Here is a 23,193-nt window from a genome sequence, read left to right on the forward strand (position 1 = left end):
AAGTTTAATCATAAATTTTTTCAACAGCTTGCATTTTCTTCACTTTTTCCTCTGCTCCGCTATTTGCATTAATGAAGATTTGGTACGTATCTTTCCCTAAAGTACCTACAAATTCATAGCAAAGTACTTCATTATGCAAATCATTTACAACTACAGCTTTACGTTCTTCCATAACTTTAACATCTGGATTGATTTTCTTTCTTGCTTCTGCTGCAGTTAGCTTTGCTGAGGGAATTGTTCGTTTTTGGTGTGATGCTAAATATTCTTTTGCTGAAAAACCAACGATAGAACCATCATCTAAAGCAATTTTCATTTGGATTGCTTCTGGATAAATTCGTATACCATTCTCATTTACTACATACGTAAATACACCAACATTATCATATTGCGAGCTATCAAAAATCTCCATATTATTAAATTTATGGTCCTTTAAAAATGTCAAACCTTTATTTCCTGCATCGTTTAAACTAATTTTCTGTTCTTTAATTTCTCGATTATTCATTACCCAAATTGGATATCCGCCTTTGCCGGTAATATCCATATAAAACTCATTATTCGTTGCTTTATCTTTAATTTTCACACTATAGAAAGATTCTTTCGCACCTTTTCCGCTTTTCTCAACATCTACTTTTTCATTTCCTTTTAAATTCAAAAATGATTTTGCGATTTTCGCCGCTTCATCTTTAGAAATTGCTTTCCCTTCTGCTTCAAATCCGCCTTTTTTATTTGTTTGTGCACTAGTAAAGGTCGGTCCGAAGTTTGTAGATGAATACGATGTCACGTTTTTCTCTACTGTTTTTAATCCGTCAATAATTGTATTGTCTGCAGGATCACGATTTGATGCGAGTGCCATCTCAACATCCATCCAGCGTAAATTATTCTTCAAAACTAGATGTTGTACTTTTCGTAACTCATCTTGTATATTTCCTGCATTTGAATATAAAGTTTCCAACGTTTTGTATTCTTGATCATTTAACGGTTCTTTTTCTAAATCACGAATGGCTGCACGATAACTAAAATCGCCGATATTTGCTAAAAATTCTTCCGTTTTATTAAAAGGCATTAATGTTAAAGGAAGTTGTCCTACATCCGAACGAGCTTCAGATGTTAAACGCCATACATCTGCTAATGCAGGTGATAAAGATGCACGTGAATTCATCGCAAGCGTTGTTCCAATTTTATCGTGCAATAAATCAACTTCGTATGCTAAATCATGAAACGCACGTTGATAACTATTTTCCGCTCGAATTAATACAGCATTCTTCTCTTGGTGCTCTTTATAGCCCCAGTATCCAGTTCCAACTACACCGACTGTTAATAATACGATTATAATACCTCGTAACATAGTTCCACCTCCGCTCTATTTACAGAAAATATGTTTCCCAATCTTTTTAATTTGTGGACGAGTCCAAATCCATTTACTCGTTGCAGTATCTGGATTGAAATAATACAATGCATTTCCTGTTGGATCCCATCCATTAATTGCATCTAATACAGCTTTTTTCGCTGTTTCATTTGGCGTTAAATATATTTGTCCGTCTGCTACCGCTGTAAATGCTCTTGGCTCAAAGATGACACCCGAAACGGTATTTGGGAACGATGCACTTGTAACCCGATTTAAAATAACTGCAGCTACTGCAACTTGCCCTAAGTACGGTTCACCACGAGATTCTCCATATACTGCGTTTGCCATAAGCTGAATGTCATTTTGAGAATAACCATTTGGAACATTTGTCCCTTTATTTTGAGATGGTTTATTTTCTTGTGCAGTACCACCACTATTTCCTTTATTCGTTGTCGTTCCTTTATTAGCAGTTGACTTATCATACTTCGTTGCTTTTACTAGCATTTGCTTCGTTTTAGCTCCAGCTAAACCATCAACAGGTAATCCGAATTTCTCTTGAAAATTTCGAAGTGCCCAGTATGTACCCCATCCGAAAACACCATCCACTTTTCCCGTATAAAATCCGTTATATTTCAAACGAGATTGCAGTTCAATGACATCTTCGCCAGATGCTCCTCTTTGAATGACTTGATTAGAAAAAGCTTCAACATTTTTTAGTTGTATACTACTTACCATCAAAGATAGTCCTATGAACGCAAGTAAAATTGCTATTTTAAAAATAGCTTTTTGACGCATGGTTTTCCCTCCTTAATTACGGAAATGATTTCTTGGTTATGTTTTGTAAAAGCTTCGCTTTTATGTAAAGAAGACAAAAAAATCCAAACTCATATCGTTCAAAAAATATGTAAACAATATAAAAAAAGATAAAAGGAGTTCATCATGAAGAAATTGTTAAAGCGTATCGTACTCGTCATTCTGTTCATAACAACATGTTCAAATATATATATCGGTCCATCAATTGTTCATGCGCAGCCACCGTATGCCAAATGGGGTAAACTTGCTGTAGAAAAGACGAAAGAACAATACCCAAAAGCGGAGATTATTGATTACCTTCATATAGGTAGAAAACCGAAAACCGTTCAAATAACGGTTGAAAAATTTAAATTGTGGCTACGTGAAGATGGAAAAGAATATGGTGTTTTTGTTGATGTAGAATTTGAAACGAAGACAGATAAATTTATAAAAATGTCATTTCAGAAGACGAGTAGATAAAATGAAAGAAACCCCACTATTAAAATGTTAACAGTGGGGTTTCTTTCATTTCTAAAATTCTTTCCTAAAATCTCGATTCCCTAAAAATCTTACCAATATACAAATAGCACTAATTACAATCGCTATCCCTATACTGTATAAAAGCACTCTACCATATCCGCCTATTCTCGGATCTAAAAACGGATAAGGATACCAATTCACAATCGTGCCACGAATTAAGCTGTACACAACGTAAAAGAACGGGAATAAGAGCCAACTTGCAGCTTGTTTCCAAGTGATTTTCTTACTAGGTGGATTTATAATCCAATCTAAAAGCATGGCAATTGGCATGATATAATGTAGCACTGTATTTACCCATGGTATTGCGGTTTGAAGTGATTCTTCTAATCCTCTTAATAGCAAAAAATAAATGAGTCCTGTCGTAAGTATATATACAGTTGCGGCACCACGAAGTATACTAAACTGCTCTGACCGGCCAAATGTAGCTGTTCCAATGCTACTTAAAAGGAGAATACATGCAACTAAGATGTTACTTTCGATCGTAAAGAAACTAAAAAAGTTAACTGGATTGAACGGTTTCACTTGTGCCCTTATTATAAATTGCGTAATAATGGCGCTACATGCTAGAAGACTTAAACATAGTCTAAATAAAGATAATGTTTTTACACTTCTCATACATTCTCTCCTCTTCTTATATCAACTTATCATTCTCTTGTACATGTTCAATAAATAATTTCAATGGAACGAGTCCACGTTTTGGCATATGACTACTTATTACAGCAACAAGCTCTAATTGAGGTATGATAACGATGTATTGTCCGCCGTACCCCATAGCAAAGTACATACAATACGGTATGTGAAATCTTTCGTTATTCAATACCCACCAGTGATATCCATATGCCCCGACATGTTCATACGTTTCAAATAGAGGTGTACTTGATTCTTCTAACCATTTCGATGATACAATTTCATTCCCCTGCCAATATCCATTCTGCAAACATAAAATTCCTAGCTTTAATAAATCTTTAGATTTCATTTTCATACCGAAACCACCGACATGTATGCCTTGAGGATCTTGTTGCCACTCATATTCGGTAATTTCTAACGGATCAAATAAATATCTTTTTGCAAATTGTTCTGTCGACATTCCGGTAGCTTCTTGAATAATGTAACTAAGCAAATGCGAAGACCCTGAGTTATAATTCATTTTTGTAGCGGGTTCTTCAATTATTGTTTTTTCTAATATGTATTGCACCCAGTTTTCCGATTCTACAAAATCATTTGGGAACACTACTCCATTTCCGAACTCTTTCCAATCTTCACCTGTAGTCATCGTTAATAGATGATAAATTGTTAATTCGTTTTTTTCTTCTGGTATATTTGGAATCCATTTTGTAATTGGTGTATGTATATCATTTATATATCCTTTATCGATTGCAATACCTATTAATATGGATACAATACTTTTTGTAATCGAATTTATTTTATATAAATTACTTGAACATTCTATCGTTTTATAATATTCATTGGTTAGCTCACCTTTTTGATAAACGAGAAATGTATTTACTTTTTTCTTTTCAAATTTATTTTCTAGTTGCTTGAAATCCAAAACTTTACCTCCAATTAAATCATTACCTTATTTATTATATCTTGTAGCTTTAATTAAAACATAAATGTGTTCAAATAAAAAACAAACCTGCCAGTAATAAACTGACAGGTTTGTTTTTTATAATTTCGTACGAACATTCCAAAGCTCTGGGAAGAAACATTGATTAAGTACCCTTTTCAAATAAGATACACCAGAAGATCCACCTGTTCCCATTTTATGACCAATAATACGTTCAACCGTTTTCATATGACGGAAACGCCATTGTTGTAGCCAGTCTTCAATATCGATTAATTTTTCAGCAAGCTGATATAAATCCCAATACTTCTTCACATCTGCATACACTTCTATCCATGCTGCTTCTACTGTTGCGTCTTCTTCATAAGGCTGCGTAATATCACGATTTAACACATCTTTATGAATAGGGAATCCTTCTTTTACAAGAGCTTGAATTGCCACATCATACAAACTTGGTGCATGTAGTGCTGTATGAAGTCGAGCGTGTAATTCTGGATCCTTTTCATAAATTTTTAATGCGTGCGGTGTTTTATAGCCAAGTGCATACTCAATCATACGATATTGATACGATTGAAACCCTGAGGCTTGACCGAGTGAGTCACGGAATTCAATGTACTCTGATGGTGTTAATGTCGCAAGAATATCCCAAGATTGAATAATTTGCGACTGAATTTTTGATACACGTGCTAACATTTTAAAAGCTGGTTGTAATTTATCATTTTTAATAGATTCGATTGCTGCATTTAACTCATGTAAAATTAATTTCATCCAAAGCTCGCTTGCTTGGTGAATCACGATGAATAACATTTCATCATGATGATCTGATAATCTCTTTTGAGAAGATAGTAAACTATCTAATTGTAAATACTCCCCGTATGTCATATTCTCTTTAAAGTCCGTATGAATTCCTTTTTCCATAATTACCTTTTCGTTTTCTTTCATATTAGCCAAACGCCCCTTTTATATATTTCTACTTATATTGGTCTAATAACTGCTCGAACTGGACTTCCATCTGCATCTGTCAAGGCAAGTGGTAATGCGATTAATTCATAATCACCGTCTGCTACATGATCTAGTACGACATTTTCTAAAATGTGTATGCCATGTTTAAACAATTGATGGTGCGCTGCTAATTCTTTATCATCTAATGGATCAACTGATTGTACATCAACCCCAATTAAACGAATTCCCTTTTCAGAAAGAAATGGTGCGATATCAGCACGTAAATGCGGGATTACAACTGGGAATTCATTCACTTTACCATGTGAAGATGTGCGTAACAACAAGCGTTCTACGCCTTCTAAATGAAAGTTTTCTAATTCCTTTTTCCCAATGCTTTCAAGATTAGAAACATCAATGATCCGTGCTGGACCGACATAAACTTGAACATCTAAATCTATTACTTTCTTTCCATCATTATCAAAATGAAACGGTGCGTCAATATGAGTACCTGTATGAATACTCATCGTTAACTTTCCGACATTTACTGAACCACTTTCTTCTTTTGACCATGAAACTTCATACGAGAACGGTGTATCTCCTGGCCAAGTGGCAATATCATTATTTAGCGGTTGTGAAATATCAATCCACTCTGATGATTTCATGTTTATGCCACAACCTCTCGCTTATTTTCAAACTGCTTATATTCTTCATCTTTCATGATTTTCTTTAAAATTTGAACAGAATGCCATACTTCTTCGTATGTATTATATAAAGCAACTGGCGCAAGTCTTACTCCATTAGGTGCACGGAAATCAGGGATAACTCCATTTGCTTTTAGCGCTTTACATATGCGTGCTGCTTCTGCATGCTCTAAATAAATATGCCCGCCTCGTTTTTCATCCTCTAATGGATTTCCAATTATAAATCCGAAATCTTTTAATTCATGATCAATTAAATCCAGCATGTATCTTGTAATATGTAGCGATTTTTCACGTAAACGTTCTATACCAGCATCTTTAAATATTTCAAGAGAACCAATTAAAGGTGCAGTACTTAATACGTGCGGTGTACCAATTTGATAAGCACCTGCATGATCAGCCGCTGTTAATGTATGTTCCATATCGAACTGCTTATCTTTTCTAGAACTAAACCACCCTGATAATCCAGGAAGTCTATTAAAATGCTTTTTATTTACATAAAGCCCCGCAACTCCACCAGGTCCTGCATTTAAATATTTATAATTACACCAAATTGCGAAATCAACATCCCATTCTTTGAAATGATGCGGAATAGAACCGATTGAATGACATAAATCGAATCCGATATGAATACCACGCTTATGTGCTTCCGCTGTTAAACGTTTCATATCAAGAATTTGGCCACTTCTATATAGTACAGAAGGTAATAAAATTAACGCGATATCATCTGTCATTGCGTGAATAATATCATCTTCAGAAAGTGTTCTACGATCTCGGCTTTTCACTCGTACTAAATGCTCATCTGGATCTAATCCTTTTAAACGAATTTGACTTTGAAGTGCATATATATCTGACGGGAATGTTAATTCATCCGCAAGAATTTTTGTACGTATTCCTTTCGGCTCATAAAATGTCGCAATCACTTGGTGTATATTCGTAGTAGTGGAACCGGTTACAATTGTCTCTTCCGGTAAAGCTCCAATAAGAGGTGCAGTCAACTCACCTAATTTCTCCGAAAGGAAAAACCACGGATGTTCACCCTCTGTCCAACCATCAATGCCATACTCCTTCCATGAATGTAGCAACGTAAGTAACGATTTCTCTGCTCTTTTTGAAAGTAGTCCTAATGAGTTTCCATCTAAATATATTGTTCCTTCTTTTTTATAGAATTCAGTTTGAAAATCTTTCAGTTCATCATGTTTATCACATTCAAGCGCATATTCATAAGTTGGTTGAAATGGTTCTTTATACATGGTGTCACCTTCTTTTAATTTTCTTTTTATTCTAACTAATTGAAATATATCACCTTAGTTGATATAACGTCAATGATATTATGTCAGTTGACTTTATATATAAATTCCTTTTACAATACAGTTATATTTTCAGATATTTCAGTATAAAGAGGTGATTCTTTGAAAAACACTACTCTTTCAGCAAGAAAACACCGCTCCTTAGAAACAAAGAAGAAACTATTACACGCTGGTTACACTATTTTTATACGTAACGGATTTCAAAAAACTACAATTACACAAATTATTAAACATGCAGAAACCGGTTATGGCACCGCATATGTATACTTTAAAAACAAAGATGATCTCCTCATCGTTTTAATGGAAGATGTTATGAATCAATTTTATGATATTGCTGAGCGCTCCTTTTCCCCTCAAACGAAAGAAGAAGCACATAAAATGATTCAAAATCAAGTTAGAGCATTCCTACAACTAGCAGAAAAAGAACGAGCTATATTGCAAATTGTTCAAGAAGCTATAGGATTATCAAAAGAGATACGTCAAAAATGGGACGAGATACGGGAACGCTTTATAAACAATATTGCGCAGGATATTACATACTCTCAAGAAGGTGGATTAGCACATCCTGAATTAAATAAAGAAATTGTAGCTCGTGCTTGGTTCGCGATGAATGAGATGTTTCTTTGGACAATTGTGAAAAATGATAAAAAGATCGACTTAGAAGAGGTTGTACATACGTTAACTGAGATGTATACGACCGGATTATATAAATAGCACACCTTCAATAAGTAAGGTGTGCTATTTTACATCTATAAAAATATTTTATCTGGGTACGGTAACGCTAATGGTGGCTTTTCAGATAAAGAGAAATATTTTAGTTTTAAAGATTCACCATCTAACGATTTTAGCTCGCCACTAATAACTTCACACTCAAACACAACAACTAAATATTCTACTTCATCGCCATTCGGATATATATGACGGTACTCTCCTCCTCCAAATACCCCTTTTTGTTTTTTTACTTGCACTTTCAATCCTGTTTCTTCCCAAACTTCCCGAACTACTGCTTCTTCTGGAGTTTCCCCAAGTTCAATTGCTCCAGCTGGCAAACTCCAGTATTCCCCGCCAGGATATTGAAACAAAATATCTCCTTGCCCATTTTTTATAACAGCAGCTACACTCGGCATAAAAATTAGTTCATGACCTAATTGCTCCCGGATCTTTTTATAATATAGCGACATAGACATATAATTCTCTCCCACTCTATTAATAACTGTATTTTCTGATATTTATTGTATAATATTCTTAATGCTAACTTCTATATTGAAAGGAAAAAAATATGCCGTCAGAAAAACTAGTAAACGAATTTCTATCATTTAATGATAATGTTTTAAAACAATATTTCCAAGGTAAGAAAAGCGAACATAGTCTTACCTCTTCTGAACTTGCTTATTGGATAACAGAAAAATTTTGTATTGATAAAGAAATGTACCAAACAGCAACTACTATTTTTAATGAGAAAACTTCAAAAAAATAAGCTGTTACTCAACATATTAAGTAACAGCTTATTTTAAATATTTCATTAACGACACAGCAATACAAAATAGCGTTGTAAGTAAAAGTAACAGCCCCATATTCTTATTCTCTTTTTCATCCTTCTTAACAATTTGTATCCCCATACCAGCTAGCATAAAACATAACAATAATTGCAAAATAAGCACACTTTGCTTCGAATCATCATTCCAACTGTAAATAGAATAGCCCATTACAATAATAGCGAGTATGAGTGTGGTGATTCTAATTATAAGAACACCCCCTATTTAATTCTATTGTTTTAACCTACTTACAAATCCAACAATAAACTTATACTCATCTCTATTTTTTCTTATTTTCTTAAACCCTTCTTTCGTATCAAAAATAAGACACGTTTTCCGAAACCAAATTCGTACATATAAAGACTCAAAATAAATAGGTTTTATAATTCCTCGTTCCTCAAATTCAGTTCCATCTTTATTTTCAGTTTCTGTTCGAACGAACCACCTATTTCCGATGCCAATTTCAATATACTTCACATAAGTTCCTCTTCCGGAAATTAATTTTTAACTATTCAATTATTTCCCCGGTAAGCGCACATTCCGACAGAACATGAGCTCACAAAGAAAAAGTAGATTACAAAAATCTACTTTATAGCTTATATTTTTGCATTCGCTTATAGAATGTACTTCGAGGTACATCTAAAAGTTTTGCAGCTAATGAAACATTTCCATTCGTCTTTTCTAGCGCTTCAATCATACTATCACGCTGTATTTTTTCACGGAAATTTAATGTATGCTCTGTTTTATTTTCTGCTTGCAATGCAAGTTGATGTGGATTTCCCATCATTGTTTGTAATAAAAAAGAGATTTGTTTTTCGCATATTTCGCGACCTTGCGACAAAATGTAAATCCGTTCTAATACATTTAATAATTCCCGAATATTTCCGGGCCATTTATGCTGTAAAAATTGATTACAAATACTCTTCGGGAATACAACATTCCAATTCTTTCGTTCACAAAAATCTTGTATGAAGTACGGAATATCCTCTTTTCTTTCTATTAACGATGGAACATATAGCGGATAAACATGTAACCGATAATATAAATCTTGACGGAATTTCCCTTCTTCTACTAATCGCAGTAAATCTTTATGTGTCGCTGTAATAATACGAATATTTACTGGTACTTCTTTTGAACTGCCAATCGGGGTTACTGTTCGTTCTTGTAAAACACGCAATAATGCTACTTGCATCTCTGGCGGCACTTCACCAATTTCATCTAAAAATATTGTTCCACCGTCTGCTTGTTCGAATTTCCCTTTATATCCTTGGCGCCGCGCACCTGTAAACGCACCTTCAGCATAACCGAATAATTCACTTTCCATTAATTCTTTCGGCAATGAACCACAATTAACAGCTATAAAAGGGCCATTTTTTCTTGGACTATTTTCATGAATCGCTCTCGCTACATATTCTTTCCCTACACCTGTTTCACCACAAACATATACACTAGCGTCAGTTGGAGATACAAGCTTAATTTCTTCTAAAGTATGTTGAAATGCATTGCTTGTCCCAATAACTCCTGGGAAAGTAATTCCGTTTATAAATGGGGAAGTTGAAAATAAATTTCCTTGTTTATTTTCCTGTACATAAATACATTTCCCGATCATTCTATCATTACTATATACTGGTACTTCTAATTTAGGCTTCAATCCATGTTGCATTAAATCTTCAAGTTTCATTCGTGACCAATTAGAAACACGTTCTCGAACCTTTTTGCTTGCGGAAACGATAACATCACGATGATTACAAATGACAACTTGTTCATCACTGTCAATTACATCTAAAAAACGATGGATTAAATGTAGTTCATTTTGATGCACTCGAATACTACATTCACGTTCAATCGCATGTGCAATTGAAGTTACCATCCCTAGCATATACGGATGTGAAAATTCAATTGGACAGGAGAAATCTAGAACACCAATTAATTTCCCATCATCATTATGAATCGGAGCGGCCGCACAACTCCAGCTATGAGATGCGACAGAATAATGCTCTGTACCACTTATCATAATAGCCTCTTCAATCTGTAACGCGGTTCCTATCGCATTTGTACCAACAGCTGCTTCCGTCCATTTCACACCCTCAATGAAGTTAATATGTTTCGCTCGTTTTAACGTTTGTTGATTTCCGCTTAACGATAGAACGTAACCGTCTGGATCAATTAATAATGCCATCATTTGCAGTTCATCAATGGTTTTCCTCATATTTTGTAATTGAGGTATTGCTATATCAAGGAAGATTTCACTCTTTTTCTTTTGATCTTGAAAAATATTAGAAGACAAAATTTTCTGACCTTTATTCATATGAGGATTCACATTTGCTTGTTTACATCGATGCCATGACTCTGAAATTCTTTCGTTCATACGGTTCGAATCAAGGACTCCTTCATCAACAAACTTTTTCCATGTATGTAAGTAAAACGGTGAAGCTAACATTGTATCATCTCCCTATTCATTGTTTTGGAGATCTGTAAAAACATACTTTTATTATAAAACTGAATAAAAGCGTTTTCAATAAAACTAGAAAGACGACACAAATATGTTAATAATTTGAATATCTTAATGCGCTTCTTTATTCTTTTTTAGTAAAACTATATTTTGTATAATAGACGCAAAGAAAATACATAACCAAAACCACTTTTGTGGAGTATCATTTATAAAGAAAACTATGACCGTTATTGCAAATAAAATGGTAGACGCTAAACTAAAATATAATTTTGTTTTAATTCTCATAATCTCTCACTCCTCTATCACTTTACAGTACATACTAACTCTTCATTTTTTAACTCTAATATGTACTTCTGTAAAACATATTCTTTCCCGCCATGTTTTTCATACCAATCCTGTATTCTTTTAACATGCATCTCGTCACTTCTAATTTTTGATTCAATTTCTTTATACTGTTCATAACTATCATATTCCCATATGGCGAATATTTCTGTTGTACCATCATTATTATCTTTCATCCAGCGTCCTATTAGCCTGGAACCATGCTTTAACTGGTTAAGTAAGTTTGTGTTAGTAAAATGCTCATTAAATATTTCTACAAATTCATTTTTTACTATATAGTACTTTCTTCTGTAAAACATCCCACTACACCTCTTTTATGAATCTCCCCATTACAACCGTATTATAATACTTCCCATCCGACAGCTTTTTGTCATTTTTTAAAATACCTTCTACTTCAAAACCTAATTTTTTATAAAGTTGAATAGCTTTTTCATTTGTCTCTAGCACTTGTAATGATATCTTTTTCACTTCAGTTTCATCAGCCCACTGAATACATTGTTGCAAGAGACTCTTACCGATTCCATATCCCCAAAACTCTCTTAAAATACAAACGCCAAACTCTACTTTATGGGATAATCTTTTCAAATTTGATCCTTCACATCTTGAAAATCCTACGATTTGGTTGTGCACTTCTGCAACTAAAAAGAGATTCTTCATCTCTTCACTATCTGCTTTTATTATTTTTTGAAAACCTATCTTATCTATAAAGCCCTCTCCAGCTTCTCTATCCATATTCTCAGTTTCTCCATCGATCTGAAATCTAATTTCCGATAACTGCTCAGCATCCGTATCAGCTGCAGAACGAATTGTATAAGTTAATCCATTTATATGAAGCTTCTGTTCTCTTATTATCATTTCAAACTCCTTTTAAATGCAGTCTATTGATGCTATTATAATTTCTTTACCTTGCTTCTCAAATTCTTGAATCGTTTCTTTACTAGCCTCTTCATCTGTTATTATAAGGTCAATTTCTATTAGTGACTCTCCTTTTATAAAGCAGTCTATTCCAAGTTTCTTATGAGGAGCTAAACAAATATTTCTTCTAGCAATTTTACTTACTCTTTTTCCAAAATAAGTAACTTCCGGAGTTGCAGTACTTATACCGTTCAATGAAATGCCACCACCTGTAGAGAAATAAAGATCAATAGATAATCTACTTATCATTTCAGAGGCAAGTGTATCTGTCATATTCCCTGATGGTTTCACCTTTCCACCAATTAAGTATGTATCAATGTTCTTATATTCCCGTAAGGTACTAGCAATTTCTAAAGAATTCGTAATCACTGTAAATGACATTTCAGGTAAGTATTTTAACATAGCATAATGAATAGAAGCCCCGCCAATAAAAACGGAATCGCCTTCTTGTATGTAGGATACAGCAACTTTCGCAATCGCATATTCCTCTATTGAACTATCACGATAACGTTTCGTTGGTTCGGCAGCTAAGTTGCTCACTCGCGAAAGTTCGATTGCACCTCCATGTGTTCTTTTTAACAAGCCATCCTTCTCCATAATAGACAAATCTCTTCTTATAGAATCAATAGACATATCGAAACTTTCCGCAAGATCTTTAGCAATTACCCTTCCATCTTTCTTAAGTAACTCCAAAATTTTCTCTCTACGCTCTTCAGTAAACATGTACCCACCGCCGTTATTGAAGATTCTGAAATCTCATCCTTATTTTAATTATATGCATGTCTCTTCCGTTTTACAATATTTTCAATTCTTATTCACTCCGTTTTATTCAGCTTTTTCCCTCTTTCTATTCCGTTAACTTTAGAACGAAATAAATGTATATTTGTATATTCCACAAACATACTTCCATTTAACTTCCTATTGATGTAAAATTATTCCTATGTTTTACTTTTTAACACAGAAAGGAATTATTATGAAATCTATAATTAAAGTAACTTGTACAGCATTATTATTTACAGGACTAATGGCAGGATGTAATGGGAATACTGCACCAAAACAAGAAAAGAGCGCTCTTGAAAAGGATTCAATGCACTATGGGGAAATATATAAAAATGAATACTATAGAGCAACTGTTGAAAATGCTAAATTCGAAAAAATAGACAAAGAGTGGCGTCTCACAGCTCGCGTTACTATAAATAACGCTCGTGCTGACGGACAAACGATAGATCTTTCAGAAATAAAATATTTCATAAAAGATGAAAAAACGAGTGAAAAATACGAAGGTGAAGTTATACAAAATGAAAATGCTAAAAAGGTTCCATCTGATTTTTCTTTAACTACCGACATTGTATTTAATATGAAAACTTCTCCAAAAGATTTAAATAATATGTATTTATTCATAGATAGCAAAGCTGCTCCGTTAACAGATACATATTGGAAACTTGATAATTTAGCATCTAAATAAAAAACAGTCATGTAAGACTGTTTTTTTCGTTAGTAAAGTTATAAAGTTTACTAGTTACCTTTCTCAAGCAACACATCTTTTGCACAAATCATCACTTCTTCAAATGGGCAATCAAATAAAACACCCAATTCGAACCCTTCATTAGTAAGATCTATTTCATGACATAACCACCAAGCGCCTTCAAAATTTTCCGGAATAGAAAATTTCGTTACTCCTGTAAAAGTTACTTCCAGTTTATCAAATTCACTGAAAGTACTACTGCAATCTAAAATAATAATTAGCGTATCTTTTGATATTCTCTCTACTGATTTGACTACACTGTCATGTAGTGAGTATTCATATAACTGAATAGCATTTGTTGGGAGTTTTTTCTTAATCGAATGGAAGTGCTCTAAGTAGAATCGATCTAAATGAGCCCTTCTTTTCTCACAATCCTCTATCCATTCTTTCATAAGCTTTTTCAATTCACTAGAAGGATATTCTAAATTAATTGTGGTGCTATGAATAAATGGATGTATGGATTTAGGAAGGAATTTTAATAAATCTGTTTTCCTTTCCTTTATTTCATCTAATAAACTTTGTATATCCATTTCTGACCATTCTTTTATAGACTCTATAAAACTTACAAATTCTATAATTTGTATTTCTTTATACCAATCTCCAGTGAAATACTTCAATCGCATCTCTCCTAAAACATTTTAACATCCAACAAAAGCGATATACCTATTTATTATATCATTCCAATAACTATTTTTTCTAAAGAAAAAATGCAAAACTGTAAATATTCCGCCTTTTATTTCTAAAACTTCAGAATATTTACAAAAATAAAAAATTAGAATACATTTTAGTTGTACAAGATTCACCTGTACAAAAATCTAAACAAAAAGGGATGGTTATATGTTGAAGAAATTAGTAGCAGGGACATTAGTAGCAGGTTTTGCATTAACTGGCGGACTAGGCGTAGCAAGTGCTGAGGAAAAAGGTAATACAATTAAATCATTTGATTATTTAAAAGTTGATGAAAAGAATGTTAATTCATTCACAAAATTAAGCGATCAATCAAAAAAAGACATCCAAATTACTATGGTACTACCTAAGCAAAATGAAAATGGAGATTGGTTAGCTTATGGCTTTACTAGCAGAGAAACATTGAATGCTTTTATTGAAAAGGATAAAAAGGCACTTAAAAATCAAATTAACCCTTTAGGTAGTGGTGCTGGTAGTACCGATTTTTATGAGCATCAAAATAAAGGTGGACAGTATATTTATTGGAGCAGCGGCTTTAAAAACTTACCTTCTAGCTGGAACGACAGAATTTCTTCTGTAAGTACAGCTTCACCTTCTGCAAGTTATTCAACAACGCTATGGGAACATTCTTCAACTCAAGGATATGGAAAAGGTGTCTCCTTTAGACACTCTGATTGGTATGGTCAAACTGCAAATTTAGCTGCTGATTGGAACGACATTACTTCAGCTATTGAAATAAAATAATAATTGTATATTTACTAATTGAAAAAATCCAACCCACTATTTTCTTATTAATGTAGAGAATAGTGGGTTATTATATTTCTATTTAAGCATGCACAGCATGTCCTACCGCCTGCAATAATGCTTCATGGATTGCTTCAGATAAAGTTGGATGTGCTGCAATATAATCTCTCATTATATCAGCGGTTACTTCTGTATGAATCATCACCGTTCCTTGTCCGATTAGTTCGGTTGCACGAGGACCGATAATAGAAATTCCTACAATTTCTTGATATTTAGGTTCCACAATAACTTTTACTTTCCCCGTTTGTTCTCCAATAATAAGCGCTTTTCCGTTCGCTGTAAAAGGAAATTCTCCAATTAGTATATCCCCATATTGCTCTCTTGCTCCTTTTTCTGTTAAACCGACACTAGCAATTTCTGGAGCTGTATAAATACAGCGAGGTACAGCATGATAGTTTACTTTCACATCTTCTCCGCTCGCGTGTAATGCTGCTGTCGTTCCTTCATGGAAGGCAACGTGAGCAAGCTGTATTCCACCAATCACATCACCCGCTGCGTAAATATGTGATCTGTTTGTTTGCATATGTTCATTCACAGAAATTCCTTTATTTGAAAATTGAATGCCTGCTTTTTCTAAATCTAATTGTTGTACACGTGGTTTTCGGCCGACAGAAACGAGAACAAATTCCGGATTGGCTTCTTGGATACTTCCTTCATATTCAAATGAAGCCTGCTTCTTATAATTATTTAATCCTTTTAAAGCTGCTCCTGTAAATATTTCTACACCATCATTTTCTAGTTTCTCCCTTAAAATTTGTGCGATATCTTCATCTTCACCAGGTAATAATTGCGACGCCATTTCAACAATCGTAACTTTTGTTCCAAGACGACTATAAATACTTGCAAACTCGCAACCTATTACACCACCGCCAACGATTAATAATGATTTCGGTATATTTTCTAGAGACATTGCATGACTACTATTTAAAATCCACTTCCCATCAAATGGAGCAAAAGGTAATTCAGTCGGTTCTGAACCTGCCGCTATAATGAACTGTTCTCCATCTACTACATCTTCTTTATTACCGTTTGTAGCTCGCACACGGTGATCCGTTTCAAATTTCGCTTTACCTTGTATAACTTTTATTTTATTTTTCTTCATTAAATATTGTATACCTTGTACGAGCTGCGTAACAATTTGTGATTTTCTCGTCTGTATTTGTTTCCAATCAATTGATATACTTCCTTTGTTAAGCGTAACTCCGTAATTATTCGCTTTTCTCACAATATCATGCACTTCTGCACTTTCTAACAATGATTTTGTAGGCATGCAACCAACATTTAAACAAGTCCCGCCAAGATCAGCTTCATCAATAAGAGTGACATCTTTCCCATTTTGAGCCGCAGTAATTGCTGCTACATAACCAGCAGGTCCGCCTCCAATAACGACTAATTTACTCATTCTCTCACCTTCTCTTTATAAAAGAATTGTTACAGGTTCTTCTAAATAACGTTTAATTGTGCGTAAAAATGCAGCTGCTGGTGCACCATCTAATACACGATGATCGAATGTTAAACTTAAAGGTAATATACTTCCTTTTCTTAATTTTTTCCCTTTATATACTGGAACATGTTCAATTGCCCCAACACCTAAAATACCAGTTTCAGGCGTATTTAATACTGGTGTGAAATATTCAATACCGAAGCTACCTAAATTACTAATTGTAAAGGTTGTTCCTTGCATATCATCACTACTTAAACCACCTTCTCTTGCTTTTTGTGCAACGTTTTTAATTTCTTTAGATAACTCTACTAAAGATAAATTATTAGCAAAGCGAATAGCCGGAACGACTAATCCTTTTTCTAACGCGACTGCCATGCCTAAATGAACATGTTCAAATTGATGAATTGCATCATCTATATAAGCGCTGTTCATTTCTTTATGCTCCGCAAGTGCTACTACAACAGCACGAGAAACGAGATCCGTAATAGTTAGTTTGTTATCGTATCGTTTTTGTGCAACTTCCGCTATTTCTTTATGTAAAGCTACTAAATCTGTAACATCTACTTTCATCGTTAATGTTAATTGCGCACTATTTTGTAAGCTAGCATGCATACAGTTTGCGATTGCTTTCCTCATACCAGTAACAGGAATGACTTTACTTTCTTCTTGTTCAAATACTTCTGGAACCGCTACTCTTTCTTCAAGCGCCTTTAATACATCTACTTTTGTAATTCTTCCGCCAGGTCCTGTACCAACTAATACCTTGATATCCAGATTTTCAGTTTTTGCAATTTTCTTCGCAACCGGAGATATTTTGATTCTTTGCTTCGCCACTTCTTTCGCATATGGTTCTGGATATTGTATATTTTTAGGTTCTGCATTAGGTGTTTTTTCTTCTACAACATTTGTATTTTCATAGACTTCTACTTTTTCGTTCGGCTTACCGATATAGCAAATTACAGTACCCGGCGGCACTCCCTCATCTTCACTTACAGCTATATCCAGAACAGTTCCATCCGCTGGTGCTTCTATTTCAGTTTCGATTTTTTCCGAGTTAATACTAGCAATTAGCTCACCTTTTTTTACATTATCACCTGCTTTAATATTCCAGCTCGTAATAATACCTTCTTTCATCGCCATACCTAACTTTGGCATTACAACTTCTACAGCCATAGTTCTCTCTCCCTTCTAATCGTTTCATTACACATGTAATAAAGATTGGTCTCCGATCATTTCTGATACAGTTTCAATTACTTTCTCCGGTGTTGGTAAATATAACTTTTCAAGTGGTGGCGAGAACGGAACTGGTGTATGTGGAGCTGTAATTCGTTTAATAGGTGCATCTAACAAATCGAATCCTTTATCCGCTACAATTGCTGCAATATCCGTTGCGATACTACATCTTGGATTTGCTTCGTCAATAACAATTAGGCGATTCGTTTTTTCAACAGATGATAAAATCGTATCTTCATCCAGTGGTGATAAAGAACGTGGATCAATTACTTCTACTTCAAGCCCCTTTTTCGATAATTGCTTTGCAGCTGCAAGTGCTGTATGAACTTGTTTTCCAATTGCGACGATTGTTACATCAGAACCTTCACGCTTAATATCTGCTTTCCCTAAAGGAATTGTATAGTACCCTTCTGGTACTTCGCCTTTCATATTGTAAAGTGTTTTATCTTCAAAGAAGATTACTGGATCATCATCTTCAATTGCCGCTAATAATAAGCCTTTTGCGTCATAAGGAGTGGAAGGTACGACAACTTTTATACCTGGAATGCTCGTAAATAACGCATATAAACTTTGTGAATGCTGTGCCGCTGCGCTAAAACCAGCACCATGCATCGTACGTACTGTAACTGGCACTTTCGCTTTACCACCGAACATGTAGCGGAACTTTGCGCCTTGGTTTAACACTTGATCAAGACAACTACCGATAAAATCATTAAACATTAATTCAGCAATCGGACGTAATCCTGTTGCAGCCGCTGCCATCGCCGCTCCCATATAACCAGCTTCAGAAATTGGAGTATCTAAAATACGATTCCGGCCAAATTCTTGTACAAGTCCTTTCGTAACACCGAGTACACCGCCCCATGCTTCATCATCTTGCAAATGATCAACTTGTGCACCGCCTGCAACGTCTTCTCCTATCAAAATTACATTTTCATCACGACGCATTGAAATTTTCATCGCTTCATTAATTGCAGTTGACATACTTACTGTTCTAGTCATTATTTTTCACCCTCCTCTTATTTGTAAGAAACGTATACATCTTTTAATAATTCTTCTTCCTCTGGATATGGACTATTTTCACTAAATTCAATCGATCTTTGCACTGCTTCATCTACTGCCTTTTCCATATCGACAAGTTCAGATTCAGTTAATAAAGCTTCATGAATTAAATGCTTACGGAAATTCACAATCGCATCTTTTTCATTTAAATGTTCTTCTTTTTCTTCTGAAGTTTTATATGTTTGCGCTTCACCTTCGAAATGACCGTAATTACGATAGGTCATACATTCAATTATTGTTGGACCACCGCCATTACGTGCGCGCTCCACCGCTTCTTTTGCTGCTTTATATACTGCAAGTAGATCTTTTCCATCCACTTGAACACCCGGAATATTGTAAGCTTTCGCTCGATCTGCAATGGAATCACAACTTGAAGCATATTCAAATGTCGTTGCTTCACCGTACCAGTTATTTTCGGCGATAAAAATAACTGGTAACTTCCAAATCGCTGCTAAGTTAACCCCTTCGTGAAATGTCCCTTCATTATTTGCTCCGTCACCAAAGAAGCAAACACTCACATCTTTCGTTCCTTTATATTTAGCTGTTAATGCTGAGCCGCAAGCAAGTGGAAAACCTCCGCCTACAATCCCATTTGCACCAAGCATTCCTTTATTTAAATCGGCAATATGCATGGAACCGCCTTTACCTTTACATAACCCTGTCACTTTCCCGAAAAGTTCAGCCATCATCCCGTTTAAATCACAGCCTTTTGCGATACAATGTCCATGTCCTCTATGCGTACTTGTAATACTGTCACGATCTGTTAAGTGGGCACATACACCAACTGCTACCGCTTCTTCACCTGCGTATAAATGAACGAAACCTGGCAGAACGCCTTGGGCGAATAATTCATGCACCTTATCTTCAAACTTACGAATCTCTAACATTTTTTCATACATCCAACGAGCTTGTTCTTTCGTAATTTCATTCCCTTTACTTTCAGTTGTTTTTAACATGTTCAGCCCTCCTATTTTCTTGTTCATCTTTTATATTGCAAGTACTGTGCCAAATTCTAATCCTTGATTTCATTTGTTTTCTCATTTCTTTCATAATAAAAAAGTGGACAAAATGAGACATATGTCTCGTTTTGTCCACTTTTGTTCACCTAATTTGAGAATTATTATCTTATTCATTCTCAAAACTCTTCTGTAACTTCCGGATGTAAATAATTTGACCAATATGATAAGCGTTATGAGTTGTTACATTTGCTAATATTTCCCACCACTTTGCAGAAACAGGAAATCCAACTACATCACTTTCAACCTTCTCTTCATTTATAAGCTTTTGCCATTGTAACAGTTTCTCTAGTAGTTTTTCTCTCAACTCATCGAAGGTTTGATTATTTGAAAGCATAAAACTTTTGTTATTATCACCAATAGCGGGCACGGCATCCACATTCGATTCTTTGTACCTAGTTTGCCACGTTGAATTCCAATACAGTAAATGTTGTACAATTTCAGCTATACTATTACTCTCTTCATTCGGTTTCCAAAAAGCTTCTCTCTCAGGTAGGTCTTTCACTGCATCTGAAAATGGAATATACCAACTAGGATCGTTTGCATTCGCTAATAATTGATCTGCTAATACATCTTTCACATGTACCACTTTACGTCCCTCCTTTAAAAAGATTCATTTCATGACAATACTCACTTCTCTAAATACGCTGAGTTTGTAAGATTTCCTCTTTTTAAACGCAATCCCATACATATACATATAAAGAAACCGAACGCACCTAATCCATAAGCAGCTGTATAACCACTTGTTCCAATAATCCAGCCTGCAAGTCCTGGTCCAATCATTTGACCAACTGCATAAAAAACAGATATAAAACTAATTGCCATTGATACATACTTTTGGGATACTTGCTTTGATGCTGCAACTTGTATTAATAAAAGGATTCCACCGAGGCTAGAACCCCAAATTATTGCCGATACGATAAAACCCATTATGTTTCCAAAAAGGATTGGTGCCACATCACCTATTACAGCTAAAATAAGTGCAATACATAACGTTTTCTTTATGCCAATCCGATCTGAAATCAATCCCCAGATAGGAGCTCCTACTATTGAAAACATACCGGCAATTGCATAAATGGTTCCTGACATTGCTGCCGAAATACCACTATCAATCATAAAACTAGTTTGATATAAATTCGGAATTAAGTAAACAATTCCCACAATAAAATACATCCATGCAATAACATATAGTTCTTTGGTTTTCCATAAAAACGATTTATGATTCCCTTTTTCCTCATCTTCGGTTACATCAGGATTTTTCAAAATAATTGAAGTGATACATACTACGATACATGTAATAACCCCAAACAAAAACCATACACCACGCCAACTGTACTCAGGAAATGTACGTACTACATAAGGAACAATTATCCCACTAAATAACATACCTATGCCAGCACCGCTTAATAACAGCCCCATTACAGTTCCTCTTTTGTCCGGAAACCATCCTACCGTTATTGACATGAGTGGTGTATATACTAAAGCACTACCAGCTCCAGCACATAGCATACAAATAGCGACTAGCCAAAATGAATAAACAAAGGCTAATCCCAATAAGCTTACAACAACAAGCCAACTCCCTATTAATAAAACGGATTTTGCGCCAAAACGGATAGTAAATATTCCAGATGTTCCTACAGTTAATAAATAGCCTAAAAAAAGTATTGTTCCTAACATACCTGATTGAGCTGTAGATAAATGAAGTCCCTCTTGCATAAATGGCAATATAATTCCATATGCCATACGTGCAAAACCGGTTGTTGTTATAATAAGAAACATCCCTGTTAATACAAATAGCCAAAAATGACTTTCATTCCGCTCTTTCATTTAAATTCCTCCATAAAAAATTATTTCCAATTGGATGTTGTTTGTAATTATAATGACCATTACAAAAAGCAACTACCAAATAACGGAGGAATTTACGGTATAGCGGATTATTCCTGTTTTACGTTAATAAATACGTAAAAGTTTTGATGGATTCATTCCATACTTTTTACGAAATAACTCTGAAAAATGACTGACATTATTGTACCCAACTGCAAATGCCGTTTCGGTCACATTACTATTTCCCGAACGTAGTAAATCTATCGCATGTTCCATACGTTTTTCTCGTAAATATGCAAACGTGGACATCCCAAATAATTCTTTAAATCCAATTTTTAATTTATAATCATTTAATCCTACTATTTTAGCCAATTCTAATAATGATGGGGGTGATTCCATTCGTTGAAGTAAAATTTCTTCAGCCTGTTTTATTTTATTCAAATCCTTTTTTGATAATTGACTCCTTTTATTTGCGTCACAATCATTAAGCAACACTCTCCCAAAATGTATAGAAAGCAATTCGAGCGCTTTACTTTCTAATTCTAGTTGACTAATACGATCCTTTTGGGGATGCTCTATCATTCTCTTAATAAGATTAGATGTTATAGAATCAATTGGATTTTGAAACTTTTTAAAAGATTGATTTCCTAATATAGAATAAAAACCAAGACTTTTTTCAATAGCATTATTCATCATAAAATGATTAAATAATTGTACAGGAATCCCAATTGCTAATGAATATAGAGGCCTTTCTTTTTCATATTCAAATAACACATCAAAATCATTCATAAAATATAAATAGCTATTTCCAGACATTAATTCATACGATGTATGACCAATTTGCACTTCCCCAGATCCTTGTAAACAAAAATTAAGTTCCACCATTGCTGCATCAGATGCAAACTGGATGCGATAATTATTATGAAATTGATAATTTGATAACACAATTTCCATTCCTGAAAATGAAGTCCATCTTCGTATTTCACCCTTACCTATTGTTTTGGGCATATTCATATGCCTTTCCTCTACAACTTGTAAACCATGAAAGTATTTATGAAAAATATCATGAAAACCGTTAGTCTCCATGAAATCCACACTCCTTTTATGTGAAAACTAAATTTAATTGATAACTATTTTCAATTATAACAAATATCTTTATACAA

General features: G+C 34.4%; 27 protein-coding genes. 5 read left to right on the forward strand and 22 right to left on the reverse strand.

What is annotated here, in order from left to right:
- Nucleotides 1–4: 4 nt before the first annotated feature.
- Nucleotides 5–1,345, reverse strand: a complete 1,341-nt coding sequence (ypeB, locus tag FS802_RS10320; protein WP_098654443.1) for a germination protein YpeB — start codon at nt 1,343–1,345, stop codon at nt 5–7.
- 15 nt (nt 1,346–1,360) lie between these two features.
- Nucleotides 1,361–2,140: a spore cortex-lytic enzyme gene (gene sleB, locus FS802_RS10325; protein ID WP_001249038.1), complete on the reverse strand. Its 780-nt coding sequence runs from the start codon at nt 2,138–2,140 to the stop codon at nt 1,361–1,363.
- A gap of 144 nt (nt 2,141–2,284) precedes the next feature.
- Here sleB and FS802_RS10330 point away from each other — a divergent pair, with 144 nt between their 5' ends.
- Nucleotides 2,285–2,617: a DUF3889 domain-containing protein gene (locus tag FS802_RS10330; protein WP_000734895.1), complete on the forward strand. Its 333-nt coding sequence runs from the start codon at nt 2,285–2,287 to the stop codon at nt 2,615–2,617.
- Between the two features lie 51 nt (nt 2,618–2,668).
- Here FS802_RS10330 and FS802_RS10335 read toward each other — a convergent pair whose 3' ends face one another.
- The 5 genes from FS802_RS10335 to kynU all read right to left on the reverse strand — a co-directional run bounded on the left by FS802_RS10335 (nt 2,669) and on the right by kynU (nt 7,134).
- Entirely contained in the window at nt 2,669–3,292 is a 624-nt protein-coding gene (locus tag FS802_RS10335) for a Pr6Pr family membrane protein (RefSeq protein ID WP_001258052.1), read from the reverse strand.
- 16 nt (nt 3,293–3,308) lie between these two features.
- Entirely contained in the window at nt 3,309–4,226 is a 918-nt protein-coding gene (locus FS802_RS10340) for a serine hydrolase domain-containing protein (protein WP_098707882.1), read from the reverse strand.
- A 117-nt stretch (nt 4,227–4,343) separates the two neighbouring features.
- Nucleotides 4,344–5,183, reverse strand: a complete 840-nt coding sequence (gene kynA / locus FS802_RS10345; RefSeq protein WP_098707881.1) for a tryptophan 2,3-dioxygenase — start codon at nt 5,181–5,183, stop codon at nt 4,344–4,346.
- A 32-nt stretch (nt 5,184–5,215) separates the two neighbouring features.
- Entirely contained in the window at nt 5,216–5,845 is a 630-nt protein-coding gene (kynB, locus tag FS802_RS10350; protein ID WP_144525021.1) for an arylformamidase, read from the reverse strand.
- Nucleotides 5,846–5,847: 2 nt separating this feature from the next.
- A complete protein-coding gene (gene kynU / locus FS802_RS10355) occupies nt 5,848–7,134 on the reverse strand; it encodes a kynureninase (RefSeq protein ID WP_098707879.1) in 1,287 nt (428 codons plus the stop codon).
- A 159-nt stretch (nt 7,135–7,293) separates the two neighbouring features.
- Between kynU and FS802_RS10360 the strand changes: the two genes are divergently transcribed.
- On the forward strand, nt 7,294–7,905 hold the full coding sequence (locus tag FS802_RS10360; protein WP_098654302.1) for a TetR/AcrR family transcriptional regulator: 612 nt from the start codon (nt 7,294–7,296) through the stop codon (nt 7,903–7,905).
- A 35-nt stretch (nt 7,906–7,940) separates the two neighbouring features.
- Here FS802_RS10360 and FS802_RS10365 read toward each other — a convergent pair whose 3' ends face one another.
- Nucleotides 7,941–8,378, reverse strand: coding sequence for an NUDIX hydrolase (locus FS802_RS10365; protein ID WP_000062931.1), 438 nt, complete (start codon nt 8,376–8,378; stop codon nt 7,941–7,943).
- A 92-nt stretch (nt 8,379–8,470) separates the two neighbouring features.
- Here FS802_RS10365 and FS802_RS10370 point away from each other — a divergent pair, with 92 nt between their 5' ends.
- The gene (locus tag FS802_RS10370; RefSeq protein WP_088081319.1) at nt 8,471–8,668 is read left to right on the forward strand and encodes a hypothetical protein; all 198 of its coding nucleotides are present in this window, start codon (nt 8,471–8,473) and stop codon (nt 8,666–8,668) included.
- A 28-nt stretch (nt 8,669–8,696) separates the two neighbouring features.
- Here the strand turns inward: FS802_RS10370 and FS802_RS10375 are convergent, their stop codons facing one another.
- The 6 genes from FS802_RS10375 to FS802_RS10400 form a co-directional block, all read right to left on the reverse strand.
- Nucleotides 8,697–8,936 (reverse strand): hypothetical protein, encoded by a 240-nt coding sequence (locus FS802_RS10375; RefSeq protein WP_098654301.1) that lies wholly within the window; start codon nt 8,934–8,936, stop codon nt 8,697–8,699.
- Nucleotides 8,937–8,957: 21 nt separating this feature from the next.
- Nucleotides 8,958–9,203 (reverse strand): DUF3977 family protein, encoded by a 246-nt coding sequence (locus FS802_RS10380; protein WP_098654300.1) that lies wholly within the window; start codon nt 9,201–9,203, stop codon nt 8,958–8,960.
- A gap of 112 nt (nt 9,204–9,315) precedes the next feature.
- Nucleotides 9,316–11,166 (reverse strand): sigma-54-dependent Fis family transcriptional regulator, encoded by a 1,851-nt coding sequence (locus FS802_RS10385; RefSeq protein ID WP_098654299.1) that lies wholly within the window; start codon nt 11,164–11,166, stop codon nt 9,316–9,318.
- Nucleotides 11,167–11,480: 314 nt separating this feature from the next.
- Nucleotides 11,481–11,819, reverse strand: a complete 339-nt coding sequence (locus tag FS802_RS10390; protein WP_098654297.1) for an NIPSNAP family protein — start codon at nt 11,817–11,819, stop codon at nt 11,481–11,483.
- A 4-nt stretch (nt 11,820–11,823) separates the two neighbouring features.
- The gene (locus tag FS802_RS10395) at nt 11,824–12,375 is read right to left on the reverse strand and encodes a GNAT family N-acetyltransferase (protein WP_098654296.1); all 552 of its coding nucleotides are present in this window, start codon (nt 12,373–12,375) and stop codon (nt 11,824–11,826) included.
- 12 nt (nt 12,376–12,387) lie between these two features.
- Complete coding sequence (locus FS802_RS10400; RefSeq protein ID WP_098654295.1) at nt 12,388–13,158, reverse strand: DeoR/GlpR family DNA-binding transcription regulator; 771 nt, start codon at nt 13,156–13,158, stop codon at nt 12,388–12,390.
- A 250-nt stretch (nt 13,159–13,408) separates the two neighbouring features.
- Here FS802_RS10400 and FS802_RS10405 point away from each other — a divergent pair, with 250 nt between their 5' ends.
- Nucleotides 13,409–13,900 (forward strand): hypothetical protein, encoded by a 492-nt coding sequence (locus tag FS802_RS10405; protein ID WP_098654294.1) that lies wholly within the window; start codon nt 13,409–13,411, stop codon nt 13,898–13,900.
- 50 nt (nt 13,901–13,950) lie between these two features.
- Here FS802_RS10405 and FS802_RS10410 read toward each other — a convergent pair whose 3' ends face one another.
- Nucleotides 13,951–14,577, reverse strand: a complete 627-nt coding sequence (locus FS802_RS10410) for a DUF4085 family protein (protein ID WP_098654293.1) — start codon at nt 14,575–14,577, stop codon at nt 13,951–13,953.
- A 220-nt stretch (nt 14,578–14,797) separates the two neighbouring features.
- On the opposite strand from FS802_RS10410, the gene FS802_RS10415 reads away from it, so the two are divergent.
- Complete coding sequence (locus tag FS802_RS10415) at nt 14,798–15,391, forward strand: hypothetical protein (RefSeq protein ID WP_088107288.1); 594 nt, start codon at nt 14,798–14,800, stop codon at nt 15,389–15,391.
- An 82-nt stretch (nt 15,392–15,473) separates the two neighbouring features.
- Here FS802_RS10415 and lpdA read toward each other — a convergent pair whose 3' ends face one another.
- From lpdA to FS802_RS10450, 7 genes are all read right to left on the reverse strand, one after another.
- Nucleotides 15,474–16,853, reverse strand: coding sequence for a dihydrolipoyl dehydrogenase (lpdA, locus tag FS802_RS10420; protein WP_098654292.1), 1,380 nt, complete (start codon nt 16,851–16,853; stop codon nt 15,474–15,476).
- A 15-nt stretch (nt 16,854–16,868) separates the two neighbouring features.
- Nucleotides 16,869–18,068, reverse strand: a complete 1,200-nt coding sequence (locus FS802_RS10425; protein ID WP_144525023.1) for a dihydrolipoamide acetyltransferase family protein — start codon at nt 18,066–18,068, stop codon at nt 16,869–16,871.
- Nucleotides 18,069–18,095: 27 nt separating this feature from the next.
- Nucleotides 18,096–19,130 carry an acetoin:2,6-dichlorophenolindophenol oxidoreductase subunit beta gene (gene acoB / locus FS802_RS10430; protein ID WP_000198898.1) on the reverse strand — a complete coding sequence of 345 codons (1,035 nt, stop codon included), beginning with the start codon at nt 19,128–19,130 and terminating at the stop codon, nt 18,096–18,098.
- A gap of 17 nt (nt 19,131–19,147) precedes the next feature.
- Nucleotides 19,148–20,146, reverse strand: coding sequence for an acetoin:2,6-dichlorophenolindophenol oxidoreductase subunit alpha (gene acoA / locus FS802_RS10435; protein ID WP_098654290.1), 999 nt, complete (start codon nt 20,144–20,146; stop codon nt 19,148–19,150).
- 169 nt (nt 20,147–20,315) lie between these two features.
- Nucleotides 20,316–20,795, reverse strand: coding sequence for a DinB family protein (locus tag FS802_RS10440; protein WP_000233780.1), 480 nt, complete (start codon nt 20,793–20,795; stop codon nt 20,316–20,318).
- 41 nt (nt 20,796–20,836) lie between these two features.
- Complete coding sequence (locus FS802_RS10445; RefSeq protein WP_000664571.1) at nt 20,837–22,033, reverse strand: MFS transporter; 1,197 nt, start codon at nt 22,031–22,033, stop codon at nt 20,837–20,839.
- 123 nt (nt 22,034–22,156) lie between these two features.
- Nucleotides 22,157–23,116 carry a helix-turn-helix domain-containing protein gene (locus FS802_RS10450; RefSeq protein WP_098654289.1) on the reverse strand — a complete coding sequence of 320 codons (960 nt, stop codon included), beginning with the start codon at nt 23,114–23,116 and terminating at the stop codon, nt 22,157–22,159.
- Nucleotides 23,117–23,193: the final 77 nt, after the last annotated feature.

Source organism: Bacillus sp. DE0042 (assembly GCF_007680225.1).
Lineage (GTDB): Bacteria > Bacillota > Bacilli > Bacillales > Bacillaceae_G > Bacillus_A > Bacillus_A wiedmannii.

What these genes read in the sequence shown, in the direction of transcription:
- sleB (WP_001249038.1), bottom strand. Translation starts at nt 2,140, where the DNA reads ATGCGTCAAAAAGCTATTTTTAAAATAGCAATTTTACTTGCGTTCATA.
- FS802_RS10415 (WP_088107288.1), top strand. Translation starts at nt 14,798, where the DNA reads ATGTTGAAGAAATTAGTAGCAGGGACATTAGTAGCAGGTTTTGCATTA.
- FS802_RS10370 (WP_088081319.1), top strand. Translation starts at nt 8,471, where the DNA reads ATGCCGTCAGAAAAACTAGTAAACGAATTTCTATCATTTAATGATAAT.
- FS802_RS10330 (WP_000734895.1), top strand. Translation starts at nt 2,285, where the DNA reads ATGAAGAAATTGTTAAAGCGTATCGTACTCGTCATTCTGTTCATAACA.
- FS802_RS10395 (WP_098654296.1), bottom strand. Translation starts at nt 12,375, where the DNA reads ATGATAATAAGAGAACAGAAGCTTCATATAAATGGATTAACTTATACA.
- FS802_RS10445 (WP_000664571.1), bottom strand. Translation starts at nt 22,033, where the DNA reads ATGAAAGAGCGGAATGAAAGTCATTTTTGGCTATTTGTATTAACAGGG.
- FS802_RS10400 (WP_098654295.1), bottom strand. Translation starts at nt 13,158, where the DNA reads ATGTTTACTGAAGAGCGTAGAGAGAAAATTTTGGAGTTACTTAAGAAA.
- kynA (WP_098707881.1), bottom strand. Translation starts at nt 5,183, where the DNA reads ATGAAAGAAAACGAAAAGGTAATTATGGAAAAAGGAATTCATACGGAC.
- lpdA (WP_098654292.1), bottom strand. Translation starts at nt 16,853, where the DNA reads ATGAGTAAATTAGTCGTTATTGGAGGCGGACCTGCTGGTTATGTAGCA.
- FS802_RS10385 (WP_098654299.1), bottom strand. Translation starts at nt 11,166, where the DNA reads ATGTTAGCTTCACCGTTTTACTTACATACATGGAAAAAGTTTGTTGAT.
- ypeB (WP_098654443.1), bottom strand. Translation starts at nt 1,345, where the DNA reads ATGTTACGAGGTATTATAATCGTATTATTAACAGTCGGTGTAGTTGGA.
- FS802_RS10390 (WP_098654297.1), bottom strand. Translation starts at nt 11,819, where the DNA reads ATGTTTTACAGAAGAAAGTACTATATAGTAAAAAATGAATTTGTAGAA.
- FS802_RS10450 (WP_098654289.1), bottom strand. Translation starts at nt 23,116, where the DNA reads ATGGAGACTAACGGTTTTCATGATATTTTTCATAAATACTTTCATGGT.
- acoB (WP_000198898.1), bottom strand. Translation starts at nt 19,130, where the DNA reads ATGACTAGAACAGTAAGTATGTCAACTGCAATTAATGAAGCGATGAAA.
- FS802_RS10365 (WP_000062931.1), bottom strand. Translation starts at nt 8,378, where the DNA reads ATGTCTATGTCGCTATATTATAAAAAGATCCGGGAGCAATTAGGTCAT.
- acoA (WP_098654290.1), bottom strand. Translation starts at nt 20,146, where the DNA reads ATGTTAAAAACAACTGAAAGTAAAGGGAATGAAATTACGAAAGAACAA.
- kynB (WP_144525021.1), bottom strand. Translation starts at nt 5,845, where the DNA reads ATGAAATCATCAGAGTGGATTGATATTTCACAACCGCTAAATAATGAT.
- FS802_RS10405 (WP_098654294.1), top strand. Translation starts at nt 13,409, where the DNA reads ATGAAATCTATAATTAAAGTAACTTGTACAGCATTATTATTTACAGGA.
- FS802_RS10425 (WP_144525023.1), bottom strand. Translation starts at nt 18,068, where the DNA reads ATGGCTGTAGAAGTTGTAATGCCAAAGTTAGGTATGGCGATGAAAGAA.
- kynU (WP_098707879.1), bottom strand. Translation starts at nt 7,134, where the DNA reads ATGTATAAAGAACCATTTCAACCAACTTATGAATATGCGCTTGAATGT.
- FS802_RS10335 (WP_001258052.1), bottom strand. Translation starts at nt 3,292, where the DNA reads ATGAGAAGTGTAAAAACATTATCTTTATTTAGACTATGTTTAAGTCTT.